The following is a 14,155-nucleotide window of genomic DNA, read 5'->3' as shown; positions in this document are numbered from 1 at the left end:
ACCAGTAATGTCGGCTTCGTGAACGAGACATTTGCAGCCAGCCCCACCGCCGCGGGCGGCAACGGATCCGGCGGACTCGACGACCACATCTACCAGCGCCTGCTGAGCAACCGGATCATCTTCTTGGGGTCCGAGGTTCGCGACGACAACGCGAACGCGATCTGCGCTCAGATGTTGCTCCTCAACGCCGAGGACCCCAACAAGGACATCTGGCTGTACATCAACTCCCCGGGTGGCTCGGTGGACTCCGGCATGGCGATCTACGACACCATGCAGTGGATCTCCAACGACGTGGCCACCGTCGGGATGGGCCTGGCCGCCTCGATGGGCCAGTTCCTGCTCTGCGCCGGCGCGAAGGACAAGCGCTTCGCCCTGCCGCACGCGCGGATCATGATGCACCAGCCTTCCGGTGGCATGGGTGGTACGGCTTCCGACATCAAGATCCAGGCCCAGCAGTCGCTGCACATCAAGGCGCAGCTGTTCAAGCTGATCGCCGAGCACACCGGCCAGCCGCTGGACCAGGTCGAGACCGACGCCGACCGGGACCGCTGGTTCACCGCGGACCAGGCGAAGGAGTACGGCTTCATCGACCACGTCGTGGCCAGCGCCGCTCAGCTGACCAGCGGCAGCCCGAACTCCTGATCTCCCACGCGAAACTAAGGACACCAGCATGAACTACTTCATCCCGCAGTGGGAGGAGCGCACGTCGTACGGCATGCGCCGGATCGACCCCTACACCAAGCTGTTCGAGGACCGGATCATCTTCCTCGGTACCCCGATCACCGACGAGATCGCCAACGCCGTGATGGCGCAGCTGCTCTGCCTGCAGGCGATGGACTCCGACCGGGACATCAGCATCTACATCAACTCGCCCGGTGGTTCGTTCACCGCGCTGACCGCGATCTACGACACGATCCGCTACATCAAGCCGGACGTGCAGACGGTCTGCCTGGGCCAGGCCGCCTCGGCCGCCGCGGTACTGCTCGCCGCCGGTACGCCGGGCAAGCGGCTCGCCCTGCCGAACAGCCGGATCATTATCCACCAGCCGGCCACCGAGGGCACCTACGGGCAGTCCAGCGACATCGAGATCCAGGCGAACGAGATCCTGCGTCTGCGGGCGCTGCTGGAGACCATGCTCGCCGAGGCCAGCGGCAAGCCGCTCGAAGAGGTTTCGCGCGACATCGAGCGGGACAAGTTCCTGACTGCCGAGCAGGCCATCGAGTACGGCCTGATCGACGACATCCTGCAGACGCTCAAGGCTCCGGTTCCGGCCGGCGTCTGAGCAGGACCGTTCCGCTTCGGCGGTACTGACAAAAGGGCCGTCCGGTGAAAGGGGAACGCAGTGTCAAGCCACAGTGCGTTCGCCACCGGCGTAGTCACAACGCGTCGGTGCGCACGGCGTTTCGGCCCCTGGCGCGGTACCGTCGAAGCGAGTTCCGGGTGGGGTCCGTCCCCGATGGCCAACCCGGGTCGACTGCTCAGAGAAGGGATCTGTCCCGGTGGCACGCATAGGTGACGGCGGTGACCTGCTCAAATGCTCGTTCTGTGGGAAGAGCCAGAAGCAGGTCAAGAAGCTCATCGCCGGTCCCGGCGTCTACATCTGCGACGAGTGCATCGATCTCTGTAACGAGATCATCGAGGAGGAGCTGAACGAGGGCTCCGAGGTCGGTCTGACGGAGCTGCCGAAGCCCCGGGAGATCTACGACTTCCTCAATGCCTACGTCGTCGGTCAGGACGTGGCGAAGAAGGCGCTCGCGGTGGCGGTCTACAACCACTACAAGCGCGTCCGTGACGGTCAGGGCTCGTCGAGCGCCGGCCGGCACGCCAAGGACGAGGCGGTCGAGCTGGCCAAGTCGAACATCTTGCTGATCGGCCCGACCGGCTGCGGCAAGACGTACCTGGCCCAGACCCTCGCCCGGATGCTGAACGTCCCGTTCGCGATCGCCGACGCCACCGCGCTGACCGAGGCGGGCTACGTCGGCGAAGACGTCGAGAACATCCTGCTGAAGCTGATCCAGGCCGCTGACTACGACGTCAAGAAGGCCGAGACCGGCATCATCTACATCGACGAGGTCGACAAGATCGCCCGCAAGAGCGAGAACCCGTCGATCACCCGCGACGTCTCTGGTGAGGGCGTCCAGCAGGCACTGCTGAAGATCCTGGAAGGGACCACGGCCAGCGTCCCGCCGCAGGGCGGCCGCAAGCACCCGCACCAGGAGTTCATCCAGATCGACACCACCAACGTGCTGTTCATCGTCGGCGGCGCGTTCGCCGGCCTGGACCACATGGTGGAGCAGCGGGTCGGCAAGAAGACGCTCGGTTTCAACGCCTCCCGCGAGCCGGAGAAGCCGAAGGAACTCAGCGGGTACTCCGATGTCATGCCGGAGGATCTGCTCAAGTTCGGCCTGATCCCCGAGTTCATCGGCCGGCTCCCGGTCATCACCACCGTGTCCCCGCTGGACCGGGACGCGCTGATCAAGATCCTGTCCGAGCCGAAGAACGCGCTGGTCAAGCAGTACCGGCGGCTGTTCGAGATCGACAACGTCGAGCTGGAGTTCAGCGAGGACGCCGTCGAGGCGATCGCGGACCAGGCGCTGCTGCGCGGCACCGGTGCCCGCGGCCTGCGCGCGATCATGGAAGAAGTCCTGCTCAACGTGATGTACGAGGTGCCCAGCCGGGAGGACGTCGCCAAGGTCGTCGTCACCGGCGAGGTCGTGCTGGAGAACGTCAACCCGACGCTGATCCCGCGCGACCAGATGGAGCGCAAGCGCGAGCGGCGCGAGAAGACCGCCTGACCTGTACTCCGTACCGCGTAACTCCTGAAGAGGCCGGCATCCGCTGAGAGGCGGACTGCCGGCCTCCTTCTCGTGGCGGACGTGGGCCGAGAAGCCCCACGCCTAGCGTCGACTGTGTCCAAGGGCCCAGTCGATGTGAGGAGAACAGTGAAGTCACGAACCGGCAGACGGGCCTCGGCCGTACTGGCCGCCGTCGCACTCGTAGTACCGGCTATCAGCGTTGCAGCGGCGCGGCCGAGGAGAGGTCGTTCACCAGGGCGAACGTCAAGCTCGCTCTGAGCTGCCTCACCACGTCGCCTGACCGGCTCGCCCACTACTCGACGGCGAACGCAGGGAAGGCTTTCGTCGAGTGGAATCGGCGGCAGGAGGAGTACTCGTCCGTCGGCGGGGTCCTGCAGCCGTGCATCGAGGCCGCCCAAAGCGGCCGGCCGTTCGCGTACCCGGCGTACGCCGACGCGGCGGACAAGGTCGCCCCGCACTTCGGCCGGATGCGTGCCTGGGTCGCCGCTAAGAGCAAGCTTCAGGCCGTCCCGATCCGCTGAGTTCGGCGAACGTTTTCCCGCTAAGGGTTGTGAGATGTAGGAAAGTTACCAAATGTTGGGGATCATGGGCGCGAACCGCCCCAATGCGCACCACGGAAGGTGAGGCCCATGAAACCCATCAGTCGTCGAACGCTTGTCCTTGGCGGACTGGCAGCGGCAGGTGCCGCTGCCCTACCCGCCCACTCCAGCAGCATCATCAACGCCACCGCGGCTGTTCCATACCCGTTCCAGCTAGGTGTCGCATCTGGTGAGCCCGACGCGAGCAGCGTCGTGCTGTGGACCCGACTGGCGCCTCTGCCACTGAATGCGGACGGCCAGGGCGGCATGGCGAACGCCAATGTCGCCGTGGACTGGCAGGTGTCGACCAACGAGCTCTTCAGCACGCTGGTCGCCTCGGGAACCGTCACTGCGACGTACGGCGCCGCTCACTCGGTCCATGTAGTCGCCAGCGGGCTCAACCCCGACGCGGACTACTTCTACCGCTTCCGCGCTCAGGGACACCTGTCGCCCGTCGGCCGCACCCGTACTGCGCCCGCACCGGGCACCAGCGGTCGCGACCTCGTCATGGCGTTCACCTCCTGCGCGCACTACGAGGAGGGCTACTACACGGCGTACCGCCGGATGGCTGAGGACAACCCGGGCGTCATCCTGTTCCTCGGCGACTACATCTACGAGTACCCCGCTACTGCGGGCCGGACGCGACTGCACCTGGGTGGCACGGAGATCAGCACATTGGCGGACTACCGGCGCCGCTATGCGCAGTACAAGTCGGACCCGGATCTCCAGGCAGCACACGCGGTTGCGCCGTGGATCGTAGTACCGGATGACCATGAGGTGGAGAACAACTACGCGGGGACGATACGCGCGGACAGTACTCCCGCACTGACGGCTGCACAGTGGACTGCTCGTCGTAGTGCGGCGTACAAGGCGTACTACGAGAACATGCCACTGCGGCCGGCGCAGGCCAACAACGGCAACTCCATCCCGCTCTACCGGCGTCTGCAGTGGGGGAACCTCGCTACCTTCCACATGCTCGACACCAGGCAGTACCGCAGCGACCAGGCTTGTGGTGACGGCTGGAAAGTCTGCTCGGACGCGGACCTGGCCTCGCGCAGCCTGCCTGGCAATGCTCAGGAGACTTGGCTTCTCGACGGCCTGGCCCAGCACACGGGCACTTGGGACATCATCGGGCAGCAGGTGTTCTTCGCCAGGCGTTTCAACGCGTCCGGAGCGAGCATGGACTCGTGGGACGGCTACCGTGCCTCCCGGGCCCGCATTCAGCAAGGCTGGGTCAGCCGTGGCACCCGCAACCCGGTGGTGCTCACCGGCGACGTCCACCGCGCGTGGGCGAACAACTTGATGGCTGACTACAACAACGCCAACTCGGCAGTGATCGGCAGTGAGCTCGTCACCAGCTCGGCCACTTCCGGTGGCGACGGTGACGGCGCCACCGCGATTCCCGACGTCGGCACCAACCCGTGGCTGAAGTTCTTCAACAACCGCCGCGGCTACATCCGGACGACGATGAGCCCGACCCAGCTGCGGGCGGACTTCCGCGCCGTGGCGAAGGTCTCGGAGCATGACGCCGCGGTGACCACCGCGAAGTCGTTCGTGATCGAAGAGGGCCAGCCTGGCCTTCAGGCCGTGTGAGGGGATCAGTCATGAAGAAGAAGCTCTTCACTGCCGTCGTCGCGGTGCTGTTCACCGCCACGATCGCCACCCCGGCGCACGCTGCCATCGCGGCGCCGACCTGGTCGACGGCGAACAGCGTGTCGACCGGTGACCAGGATGCTCCGGCTATCGCGACCAACCGCAACGGGTATGTCGCCGTGGTGTGGGAGGACGACCGGGACACCACCGCCGCGACCGACAACACTCACAGCGAGATCTTCCTACGGTTGTTCCGCAACGGTACGGCCATCTACGAGGTGAAGCTGTCCGCAGCCGGCGGCAGTGGCGTCACCAACTGGCGCCACCTCCACCCGGACGTCGGGCTGGACGACAAGGGCAATGCAGTAGTGGTGTGGGCCGATGACCCGGACGGCAACGGCTACTACAACATCCCGTACCGGGTGGTGAACACGGCCGGTACCGTCACCGCGTCTGGCAGCGCCAACAGCAGCTCTGACGGTCAGCAGATCAACCCCCGCGTGGCTGTCGACCCGGACGGCGCTCCGGCCGGGGGAGCGGTCGCGTTCTCCGTGGTGTGGGAGGACATCCAGACGGGCGCGCAAGCGATGGTCAAGGCGGCAGGGTTCACCGGACCGACGACGCGGGCCTGGGAGGTCACTGCCTCGCAGACGACGGGTCAGCACCACAACCCGGACGTGGCGGTGTCGGCCTCGGGCGATGCGATCGTGGTGTGGAACGAGGACGGGGACGCCGACGCGGCGTACAACGTCGGCCTGGTAGGGCTGGCGCGCACGAGTGGCGCGGTCACGCTGTCCCGGCGTACGGCGAACTCCAACGCCGGCGGGCAGCAGACGCAGGCGTCGGTCGCCGCCAACTTCAACGGCGACTTCGCTGTGGCATGGGAGTCGAACCACACCGGTACTGCGGGCGCTTGGACGCGCAGCTTAAACTCAGCCGGTACTGCGCGTTTCGCCGACGTGGAGGTGGCTGCCGGGGGCAAGAGCCCGTCGGTGGGCATCGACGACCAGGCCAGCAGTGCAGTCGGATGGACTGTGCAGGCTGCTGACCTAGACGTGTGGATCCGCGGCTTCAGCTCCACCGGTACTACGGACGCGTCGCGGCTGTCAGCTCAGCAGTTGAGCCAGCTGACGCCGTTGCGGCAGGAGCAGATGGTGGTAGCCGTGTCGCCTTGGTCGGAGGTGGCTGTCGCCTACACCGACGACAACGACGGGAACACCTACGACCAGGTGATGCTCGGGCAGGGAATCTCCAACAACAACTGGTGAGATTGGCGGCGAGCCCAGGTGGATGCGTTGTCCGCCTGGGCTCGCTGCTGTCAGTGCTGGTTGTCAGTACCGGTTGTCGAGGTCTGTCAGTTCTTGTTCTCGACGTAGACGAGGGCGTCGCCGACGGCTCGTTCGGCGCCGCCGGTGCCGCTGGGGTGGCTGACCAGCGCGCCGTTGACGGCCATCGCGGTCGAGCCGCCACCGTCGAGGTTGATCGCGTTGTGCAGGCCGAGCGCGTCGGCGACCGCGGCCGTCTCGTCCATCGTCGTACCGACGCTCGTGGTCTGCCGGCCGTCGATCGTGGCCAGCGTGACCTTGCCGTCGCGGGTGGTCCCGGCGATCGTGCGCGGGTTGCGGGCGAAGAAGCTGCCGGTACCGGCCGGGACGACGATCTCGCCGTTGGCGGTGAGGCGGTAGCGACCGGTCACGCCGTACAGGCCCTTGCGCAGCTTGACCTTGTCGCCGGACTCGTTCGCTACCTCAATGTCTTGCTTGAGACAGCCGGTTGCTGTCGCCAGGAGCGCGTTCCTGTCCTGGCCGGTCGCTTGCAAGGAGGTCTGGCCGGCGGTGAGGGCCGTACCGCGGGTTGTGGCAGTCCGTACGACACAGCCGCGTTGGTCGAGTACCACCTCGATCCCTGCACCAGCAGGGGTTGCGGCGGCGAACTCGGGCGTGAACAGAACCACGTCACCGGGCGCGGTACAGGTGGTCTGGTCGGGGAGCGTGGCGCAGGCGGCCGGGATCACGGGTGGGTGGTTGACGAACTCGAGCGGCAGCGTCGTACCGGTTTGCCGGTTCTCGACCGCGCCGGTCCAGCGCAGGTGGCCCATCACCGCTTTGTTGCTCTTGGCATCGATCAGGAAGTTGGCCTCGGCCGGATCGGTCAGCGGCTCGCTGAGCAGCTTGCCGTCGAAGATGCCCAGGCCGACCGGGTCACCGGGGTACAGGGCGCTGGCGGTGAAGGTGAAGAACGACGCGTTCACGCCGGCCAGGGCGCCCGACGTACGGACGAGGTCGGTTGTCTTCTCCACCTTGGCGAGGTCGGGGCCGTAGGTCGCCTTCAGTTGGCCCTTCGCCTTGCGCGGATCGATGGTGAGCACGTTGACGACCCACGGCCCGCGAGTGGTGGTGTTGATCTGGTCGGCGGGAGCCGGGTCGGTACCGCGGACGATGCGGGTCAGCGTGACGCCTCTGGCGAGGGTCGTGGTCGTGCGGGTCTCGGCGAGGTCCGCGTCGCCGATCGGGAGGGTGGTGCTCGGGGCGGTGCTCTCGGCTGCGGCGTTGGTGGTCGGTGCGACGATCAGGGTCGCCAGCACGGCCAGTGAGGTGCCTGCGGCGAGCGTGCGACGGACAGAAGGAGTCATGGCAGCCATCCTGTGAGGTTTTGGTGGAATCTTTCCACTACAGTGCCTGGCTCGTCAGTAACTTGCAGGTGAATCATTTCGTATAGGATCGTCGGAGTGATGAAGCCGTCGAGCGCCTGAGCCCGGATGTCCGCCGTCCTTGCCGCCTTCGTCGCACTCGTTGCGGTCGCCGTTCTCGGCTATCTGGTCGGGCTGGCCGGTGTCCTTCGTCATTCGGACGAACTGGTCCTGTCGAGGCTCGCGTTCTTCGTCGCGACGCCCGCGTTGCTGTTCACCACGGTGGCCAGGGCCGATCTGCACGCGATCTTCTCGCCGGTCCTGCTGACCAATTTGGCCGGGCTGTTCGTGGTTCAGGTGCTGTACCTCGCCGTCGCGGTGCTGCTCTGGCGACGCACTCGGGCTCAGGCGACGATCGGAGTACTGGCTGCGTCGTATGTGAACGCGGGGAACCTTGGGGTGCCGGTCGCCGCCTATGTGCTTGGCGATGGTGCGCTGGTGGCGCCAATCGTGCTGTTCCAGTTGCTGGTGATGGCGCCGGTCGCGTTCGCAGTACTGGATGGCGACGGGCGGGGGTCGGGACGGCGCGTGCCGCTCCGCACTTTGCTGAGCCGGCCGCTGCGGAATCCACTGACCGTCGCGTCGCTGCTCGGCCTGCTGATCGCTGCGCTCGGGGTTGAGTTGCCGGCTCTCCTCATGCGCCCCATCGACCTGGTGGCCGCGGCGGCCGTGCCGGTGGCGCTGGTGGCGTATGGGTTGAGCCTGAGCGGTACGAAGGACTCGATCAGCCTCGATCGCGACGCAGCACTGGCCGTTGTTTTGAAGACGTTCGTCCAGCCGCTGGTGGCCTTCGCCGTCGGCCGCTGGGTGCTCGGCCTTGAGGGCGCTTCGCTGCTCGCACCGGTCCTGCTGGCCGCGCTACCGACAGCCCAGAACGTCTATGTGTACGCCGTCCAGTACCGCGCCGCGCAAAGACTCGCCCGCAGCGCGGTACTGCTCAGCACGTTGCTCTCGATCCCCGTGATGATCGCTCTCGCTGGCCTACTCGCCTGAGTTTGGCCGACGTCGGGCTACTTCATGGCGGCGAAGGCTTCGTCGGCGAGCGGGCCGACGTCGTTGACGCTGACGCCGTCGTTGGCCGCCTGGGCGATCACCGTGAGGGTGTTGGAACCGCGGTAGCACTGGGTCGGCAGCTCGTTCGACTCCACGCAGGTGGATTTGCCGACCACCTTGACCATCTCGGGCGATGCTCCCGAATCCTTGATCGTCTTGTCGATGTCGACCTTGCCGCGCAACGCGATGATGACGAATAGCCGGTTGCCGTCGAGATTCCCGTACGCCTCGACAGTCGCCTGCTTACCGTCGTTGATCCGGCTCAGCGCCTCCTTGGTCTGATCCAGCTTCAGCTGCCCACGAATCTCGCTGTCCGTCACCCGATCCAGCCCACCAAGCTTCGCCGGCGGCTCAATCCCGCGAGCAGTGTTCAACCGGCTCATCGGCCCAAGCCCACCAAAATACCCAACCGCCGCCACCACCAGCAGCGCCAGCAAAACCCCACCCACAGTCACCCAAGGATTCCGCCGCCACTGCACGTTCCGCAACTTCCCCCAAGGCGCCTTCCACCAAGGCCCCTTGCCCCCACCGCCCCCGCCACGAGCAGCCTTCCCACCAACAGCCGTCGCGCCAACACCCTTCCCATCAACAGCTTTACCGCCAGCACCCACCCCGCCAGCACCCTGCCCGCCCGGTACTCCACCCGCACCTGCCCCAGCCGTGCCAGCTCCCGTTGCGGCTTGCCCGGCGGGTACTCCGCTCGCACCTGCCCCAGCCGTGCCAGCTGCAACCGTTGCGGCTTGCCCGGCCGGCACTCCGCTCGCACCTGCCGCATGCTTGCCAGCCGCACCTGCAGCTTGCCCAGCAGGCGCTCCGCCCGCAGCTTGGCCGGCCGGTACTCCGCCTGCTCCGGCCGCAGTCTGCACCGGGATCGACTCCGTGTCCGCTTCAGCCGCAGCCTTGCCCGACCCGCCCGACCCGCCCGACCCGCCCGACCCGCCCGCACCGGCACCCGCCGCTGCTGCACCCGTAGAGCTGCTCTCGGCAGCGGACTTGGCGCCGCCACCCGACGTACCAGCCGCGCCTGCCGACGTACCGGTCGCGCCTGCCGACGTACCGGCCGCGCCTGCTGGCGTACCGGCGCCGTCAGCGGGAGTACCGGACGTGCCGGCCTGTGAGCTGTCGGAGGTGGGCTTGGCTGCTGAGTCCCCAGCGCCGGAGGAACTGCCGGTGGGTGGGGTAGGGGTGAGAGGAGTTTGAGGTGGGAGGGGAGTCTGCTGGGGGAGCGGGGTTTGGGTGGGAAGTTGGGTTTGCTTCGGCTTGGGTGTTGGGTCGTCCGGGCCGGGGGTGGTGGGGGTGGTCATCGAGACTCCTCGGGGCGCGCGGACGGGGTCGCCGGGGGTTTGGGTTGGGGGTTCACCCGATCGTTTCACATCACGACAAGGCGCTACTGCAAGCCAGGGCATGTCTGACCTCTCCGAATCCCGAGATCCCTGCCGCCCGCAGTACGAACGGTGGGGTTAGCTCCGCTTCGTGGGGTTCGCTCCCTGGTAGACCGATGGGCGAACCGTCCTTCGAGGGGTTAAGCACACCCAAGGGCTCATCGAGGGCATCTATCGGCTGAGCTGGCTGGCGCAGGTGCTTCTGAGACTGCGCGCTCCGGTACGCCGACTGCCGCGCCGTGCCGGGTGCGTGCTCGCGACTGGCGTACCCGAGATCCTCGTCGGCCGTGGTGCGCTCGGTGGGGTTAGCTCCGCTTCGTGGGGTTCGCTCCCTGGTAGAACGATGGGCGAACCGTCCTTCGAGGGGCTGAGCACACCCAAGGGCTCATCGAGGGCATCTACCGGCTGAGCTGGCTGGCGCAGGTGCTCTGAGTCTGCGCGCTCCGGTACGCCGGGTGCTGCCGCGCCGCGCCGTGCCGAGTGCGTGCTCGCGACTGGCGTACCCGAGATCCTCCTCGACCGTGGTGCGCTCGGTGGGGTTAGCTCCGCTTCGTGGGGTTCGCTCCCTGGTAGACCGGTGGGCGAACCGTCCTTCGAGGGGTTGAGCACACCCAAGGGCTCGTCGAGGGCATCTACCGGCTGAGCTGGCTGGCGCAGGTGCTTCTGAGACTGCGCGCTCCGGTACGCCGGCTGCCGCGCACGGCTGCTCGCGATGGGAGGGAGCGCCGGACGTCGACCGGGCGGTCAGGGCTGCTCTCGACGGGAGGGAGCGCCGGATGTCGCCTGGGTGGGCAGGTGAATGGCGAGCGCCGCACCGGGGCTGGCGGCGGTGGGTGAGTCGGCGAGTCGCGCTGGGGTTGTCACCTCAGATGGTGGGTTGTCACCCCTGAAGATGGGGTGACAACCCACCATCTCGGGTGACAACCCCATCTGACGGGGGCGCTAGGCGAACGTGCCGGGCGGTTCCGCGCGTGCGCGCAGGACCGGCTGATCCCGCGCGATGGGCCGTGGCTGGGTCAGAGGGTGGCGATTACTGACACGGTGTCGGAGTCGTCGGGGCTCCAGAGGATTTCGCCGGTGATTCGGCCGGCGGCTCGGAGGTCGACTTCGGCCTTTTCTGCCAGGGTCAGGCGGGCGGCGGGGCCGGTGACCTCGGCCTTGGAGACCTCGGTTTTCATCGAGACCTGGGCCGTCGACTTGGCGCCGCGGATGCCTGCGAGCACCTCGGCGACCGCGTCGAGGACCGCCGGGTCCTGCTCGGCGGCTGCGATGTCGACTGGCCAAGATGTCCGGTGGATCGAGCCCTCCTGCCACCACGACCAGACCTCTTCGGTCGCGAACGGCAGGTACGGCGCGAGCAGGCGCAGCTGCACCGACAACGCGACCGCGAGAGCGGCCTTCGCCGACGTGGCCCCTGCCTCGCCATGGCCGCCGTATGCGCGCTCCTTGACCAGCTCGACGTAGTCGTCGCAGAAGGTCCAGAAGAACCGCTCGGTGACCTCGAGGGCGCCGGTGTAGTCGTACCGCTCGAAGGCGGCGGTCGCATCCGTGATCACCCTGCGGAGCTGGGCGAGCATCGCCAGGTCGACCGGCTCGGTCACGGCGCCGGCGTCCACCGAGGTGGCGCCGAAGCTGAGCACGAACTTCGAAGCGTTGAGGACCTTGATCGCGAGCCGGCGGCCGACCTTCATCTGCGACTCGTCGAACGGCGAGTCCAGACCGGGCCGGGCCATGGCCGCGCGCCAGCGGACCGCGTCCGAGCCGAACTTCTCCAGGATCTCCGACGGGACGACCGCGTTGCCCTTGGACTTCGACATCTTCTTGCGGTCGGGGTCGACGACGAAACCGGAGATCATCGAGCGCGCCCACGGCAGCGTGCCGTTCTCGAAGTGGGCCCGGACGACGCGGGAGAACAGCCAGGTGCGGATGATCTCGTGCGCGTGCGTGTTCAGGTCCATCGGGAAGGTGCGCTGGAACAGGTCGTCGTCGCGCTCCCAGCCGCAGGCGATGTGCGGGGTCAGCGACGAGGTCGCCCAGGTGTCCATCACATCCGGGTCGGCGACGAAGCCACCCGGCTTGCCGCGCTGGGACTCGTCGTACCCGCCCGGGACCTGCGAGGTCGGGTCGATCGGCAGGTCGGCCTCGCTCGGCATCAGTGGGTGCGCGTAGTCGGGCTCGCCGTCGTGGTCGAGCGGGTACCAGACTGGGAAGGGCACGCCGAAGAAGCGCTGGCGGGAGATCAGCCAGTCGCCGTTCAGCCCGTCGACCCAGTTCAGGTAGCGGTGCTTCATGTGCTCCGGGACCCAGCCGAGCTCGTTGCCACGCTCGATGAACTCGGCCTTCAGACCGGCGTCGCGGCCACCGTTGGTGATGTACCACTGCCGGGTGGAGACGATCTCGAGCGGCTTGTCGCCCTTCTCGAAGAAGTTCGCCATCCGCTTGGTCGGCTTCGGCTCGCCGTCCAGGTCGCCGCTCTCGCGCAACTTGGCGACGGTCAGCTCGCGCGCACTGAAGATCGTCTTGCCGGCCAGTTCGGCATAGAGCGAAGAGCCCTCGAGCCACTCCGGCGTCTCGCGCAGCAGTCGCCCGTCGCGCCCGATGACAGTGCGGACCGGCAGTTGCAGCTCACGCCACCACTGGACGTCGGTCAGGTCGCCGAAGGTGCAGCACATCGCGATGCCCGCGCCCTTGTCGGGCTCGGCCAGCTCGTGCGCGAGGACCGGCACCTCGACGTCGAACAGCGGTGAGCGGACCGTAGTACCGAAGAGGTCCTTGTAGCGCTCGTCGGAGGGGTGTGCGATCAGCGCGACGCAGGCCGGGATCAGCTCCGGCCGGGTGGTCTCGATGTAGATCGGGCCGTTGGCGCCGTGGAAGGCGATCCGGTGGAAAGCGCCCGGATACTCCCGGGCCTCCAGCTCTGCCTGGGCGACCGCGGTCTGGAACGTGACGTCCCACATCGTCGGGGCCTCGGACAGGTACGCCTCGCCGCGGGCGAAGTTGCGCAGGAAGGCGCGCTGCGATGCGCGGCGGGAGTCCTCGGAGATGGTCGTGTAGAGGTACGACCAGTCGACGCTCAGGCCGACCTGGCGCCACATCGCCTCGAACGCCTGCTCGTCGACGTGGGTCAGCTCACCGCACAGGTCGACGAAGTTCTGCCGCGAGATCGGGATCTGCTTCTTCGCGTCCGGCTTCTCCGGCGGCTCGAACGACGCGTCGTAGGGCAGCGTCGGGTCGCACCGGACGCCGTAGTAGTTCTGCACCCGGCGCTCGGTCGGCAGGCCGTTGTCGTCCCAGCCGATCGGGTAGAAGACCGTCTTGCCCCGCATCCGCTGGAAGCGCGCGACCAGGTCGGTGTGGGTGTAGCTGAAGATGTGCCCGACGTGCAGCGATCCCGACACCGTCGGCGGCGGGGTGTCGATCGAGTAGACGTCCGCGCGCTCCGCAGTACGGTCGAACGCGTAGGTCTGTTGTTCCTTCCATACCGCAGCCCACTTCTCCTCGAGGCCATCGAGGGTGGGCTTGTCAGGAACGCGGGACGTCTCGGTCATGCGCCAATCCTAGTGGTTGTCAAGGGGTGCTTCCGACCGGTTATCCACACCCCCTTCCGAGGGCCCTGGGTTGGGCGCCCTTCGGCGCTCACGGCGCCCAGGCACGCACCTCGCGGCACTGGGGCAACATCCACGATGCTCCGCATCGAGGACGCCACCCCAGCACCCCGATGCACGCACCTGGACACCGTGATCACTCGAAGCTCGCCCAACCCAGGGCCCTAGGAGCCTGCTGAATAACCTGCGTGTTGGCCCGGTCGTGTGGTGACCGTGCTGGGACGATTGTGGGGTGCAGGGTTCAGCTGGGGTTGATCAGGAGTTGATGGACGCTCGGGCGTTGGTCGGGCATCTGGTGCCGGCCGGGAGCGTGTTCGGGTTCTTGGCTGAGCATCGTGGTGAGGTGTTCCCGGCCGGGTTGTTCGAGGATCTGTTCCCGAGCTCGACCGGGCGGCCGAGTCTGCCGGGTGAGGTCGCGGCGTCGGTGCTGGTGTTGCAG

At 67.2% G+C, this 14,155-nt stretch carries 10 protein-coding genes and 2 pseudogenes; 8 read left to right on the top strand and 4 right to left on the bottom strand.

Annotation, left to right across the window (positions count from 1 at the left end; genetic code table 11):
* The first annotated feature begins 18 nt into the window (after nucleotides 1-18).
* The 3 genes and pseudogenes from A3ES_RS0134630 to clpX all read left to right on the top strand — a co-directional run bounded on the left by A3ES_RS0134630 (nucleotide 19) and on the right by clpX (nucleotide 2,795).
* Nucleotides 19-642, top strand: coding sequence for a ClpP family protease (locus tag A3ES_RS0134630; protein WP_020391439.1), 624 nt, complete (start codon nucleotides 19-21; stop codon nucleotides 640-642).
* 22 nt (nucleotides 643-664) lie between these two features.
* A pseudogene (locus A3ES_RS0134625) lies at nucleotides 665-1,282 on the top strand (ATP-dependent Clp protease proteolytic subunit); the annotation flags it as partial.
* Between the two features lie 217 nt (nucleotides 1,283-1,499).
* Nucleotides 1,500-2,795, top strand: a complete 1,296-nt coding sequence (clpX, locus tag A3ES_RS0134620) for an ATP-dependent Clp protease ATP-binding subunit ClpX (RefSeq protein WP_020391437.1) — start codon at nucleotides 1,500-1,502, stop codon at nucleotides 2,793-2,795.
* 313 nt (nucleotides 2,796-3,108) lie between these two features.
* Here the strand turns inward: clpX and A3ES_RS0134615 are convergent, their stop codons facing one another.
* Nucleotides 3,109-3,312 carry a hypothetical protein gene (locus tag A3ES_RS0134615; protein ID WP_020391436.1) on the bottom strand — a complete coding sequence of 68 codons (204 nt, stop codon included), beginning with the start codon at nucleotides 3,310-3,312 and terminating at the stop codon, nucleotides 3,109-3,111.
* Nucleotides 3,313-3,445: 133 nt separating this feature from the next.
* Here A3ES_RS0134615 and A3ES_RS0134610 point away from each other — a divergent pair, with 133 nt between their 5' ends.
* Together A3ES_RS0134610 and A3ES_RS0134605 are read left to right on the top strand one after the other, a co-directional pair.
* Nucleotides 3,446-4,987: an alkaline phosphatase D family protein gene (locus A3ES_RS0134610; RefSeq protein ID WP_020391435.1), complete on the top strand. Its 1,542-nt coding sequence runs from the start codon at nucleotides 3,446-3,448 to the stop codon at nucleotides 4,985-4,987.
* Between the two features lie 11 nt (nucleotides 4,988-4,998).
* Entirely contained in the window at nucleotides 4,999-6,255 is a 1,257-nt protein-coding gene (locus A3ES_RS0134605) for a hypothetical protein (protein WP_020391434.1), read from the top strand.
* Between the two features lie 86 nt (nucleotides 6,256-6,341).
* Here A3ES_RS0134605 and A3ES_RS0134600 read toward each other — a convergent pair whose 3' ends face one another.
* The gene (locus A3ES_RS0134600; RefSeq protein ID WP_020391433.1) at nucleotides 6,342-7,619 is read right to left on the bottom strand and encodes a phosphodiester glycosidase family protein; all 1,278 of its coding nucleotides are present in this window, start codon (nucleotides 7,617-7,619) and stop codon (nucleotides 6,342-6,344) included.
* 126 nt (nucleotides 7,620-7,745) lie between these two features.
* Between A3ES_RS0134600 and A3ES_RS0134595 the strand changes: the two genes are divergently transcribed.
* Nucleotides 7,746-8,669: an AEC family transporter gene (locus A3ES_RS0134595; protein ID WP_020391432.1), complete on the top strand. Its 924-nt coding sequence runs from the start codon at nucleotides 7,746-7,748 to the stop codon at nucleotides 8,667-8,669.
* A 17-nt stretch (nucleotides 8,670-8,686) separates the two neighbouring features.
* Here the strand turns inward: A3ES_RS0134595 and A3ES_RS0134590 are convergent, their stop codons facing one another.
* Entirely contained in the window at nucleotides 8,687-9,112 is a 426-nt protein-coding gene (locus A3ES_RS0134590) for a hypothetical protein (RefSeq protein ID WP_237745143.1), read from the bottom strand.
* Nucleotides 9,113-9,608: 496 nt separating this feature from the next.
* Between A3ES_RS0134590 and A3ES_RS55220 the strand changes: the two genes are divergently transcribed.
* Nucleotides 9,609-9,929 carry a hypothetical protein gene (locus A3ES_RS55220; protein ID WP_169501828.1) on the top strand — a complete coding sequence of 107 codons (321 nt, stop codon included), beginning with the start codon at nucleotides 9,609-9,611 and terminating at the stop codon, nucleotides 9,927-9,929.
* Between the two features lie 1,198 nt (nucleotides 9,930-11,127).
* Here A3ES_RS55220 and valS read toward each other — a convergent pair.
* Nucleotides 11,128-13,659, bottom strand: coding sequence for a valine--tRNA ligase (gene valS / locus A3ES_RS0134580; RefSeq protein WP_020391429.1), 2,532 nt, complete (start codon nucleotides 13,657-13,659; stop codon nucleotides 11,128-11,130).
* Between the two features lie 289 nt (nucleotides 13,660-13,948).
* Here valS and A3ES_RS54510 point away from each other — a divergent pair.
* Nucleotides 13,949-14,155, top strand: a pseudogene (locus tag A3ES_RS54510) (IS5/IS1182 family transposase); the annotation flags it as partial.

Origin of the sequence: Kribbella catacumbae DSM 19601 (assembly GCF_000372465.1) — a bacterium.
In the GTDB taxonomy this organism is placed as follows: Bacteria; Actinomycetota; Actinomycetes; order Propionibacteriales; family Kribbellaceae; genus Kribbella; species Kribbella catacumbae.
The sequence above is the reverse complement of the archived record's forward strand: the minus strand, read 5'-3'. Positions and strand labels throughout refer to the sequence as shown.

What these genes read in the sequence shown, in the direction of transcription:
- A3ES_RS0134610 (WP_020391435.1), top strand. Translation starts at nt 3,446, where the DNA reads ATGAAACCCATCAGTCGTCGAACGCTTGTCCTTGGCGGACTGGCAGCG.
- A3ES_RS0134605 (WP_020391434.1), top strand. Translation starts at nt 4,999, where the DNA reads ATGAAGAAGAAGCTCTTCACTGCCGTCGTCGCGGTGCTGTTCACCGCC.
- A3ES_RS0134600 (WP_020391433.1), bottom strand. Translation starts at nt 7,619, where the DNA reads ATGACTCCTTCTGTCCGTCGCACGCTCGCCGCAGGCACCTCACTGGCC.
- A3ES_RS0134595 (WP_020391432.1), top strand. Translation starts at nt 7,746, where the DNA reads ATGTCCGCCGTCCTTGCCGCCTTCGTCGCACTCGTTGCGGTCGCCGTT.
- A3ES_RS0134590 (WP_237745143.1), bottom strand. Translation starts at nt 9,112, where the DNA reads ATGAGCCGGTTGAACACTGCTCGCGGGATTGAGCCGCCGGCGAAGCTT.
- valS (WP_020391429.1), bottom strand. Translation starts at nt 13,659, where the DNA reads ATGACCGAGACGTCCCGCGTTCCTGACAAGCCCACCCTCGATGGCCTC.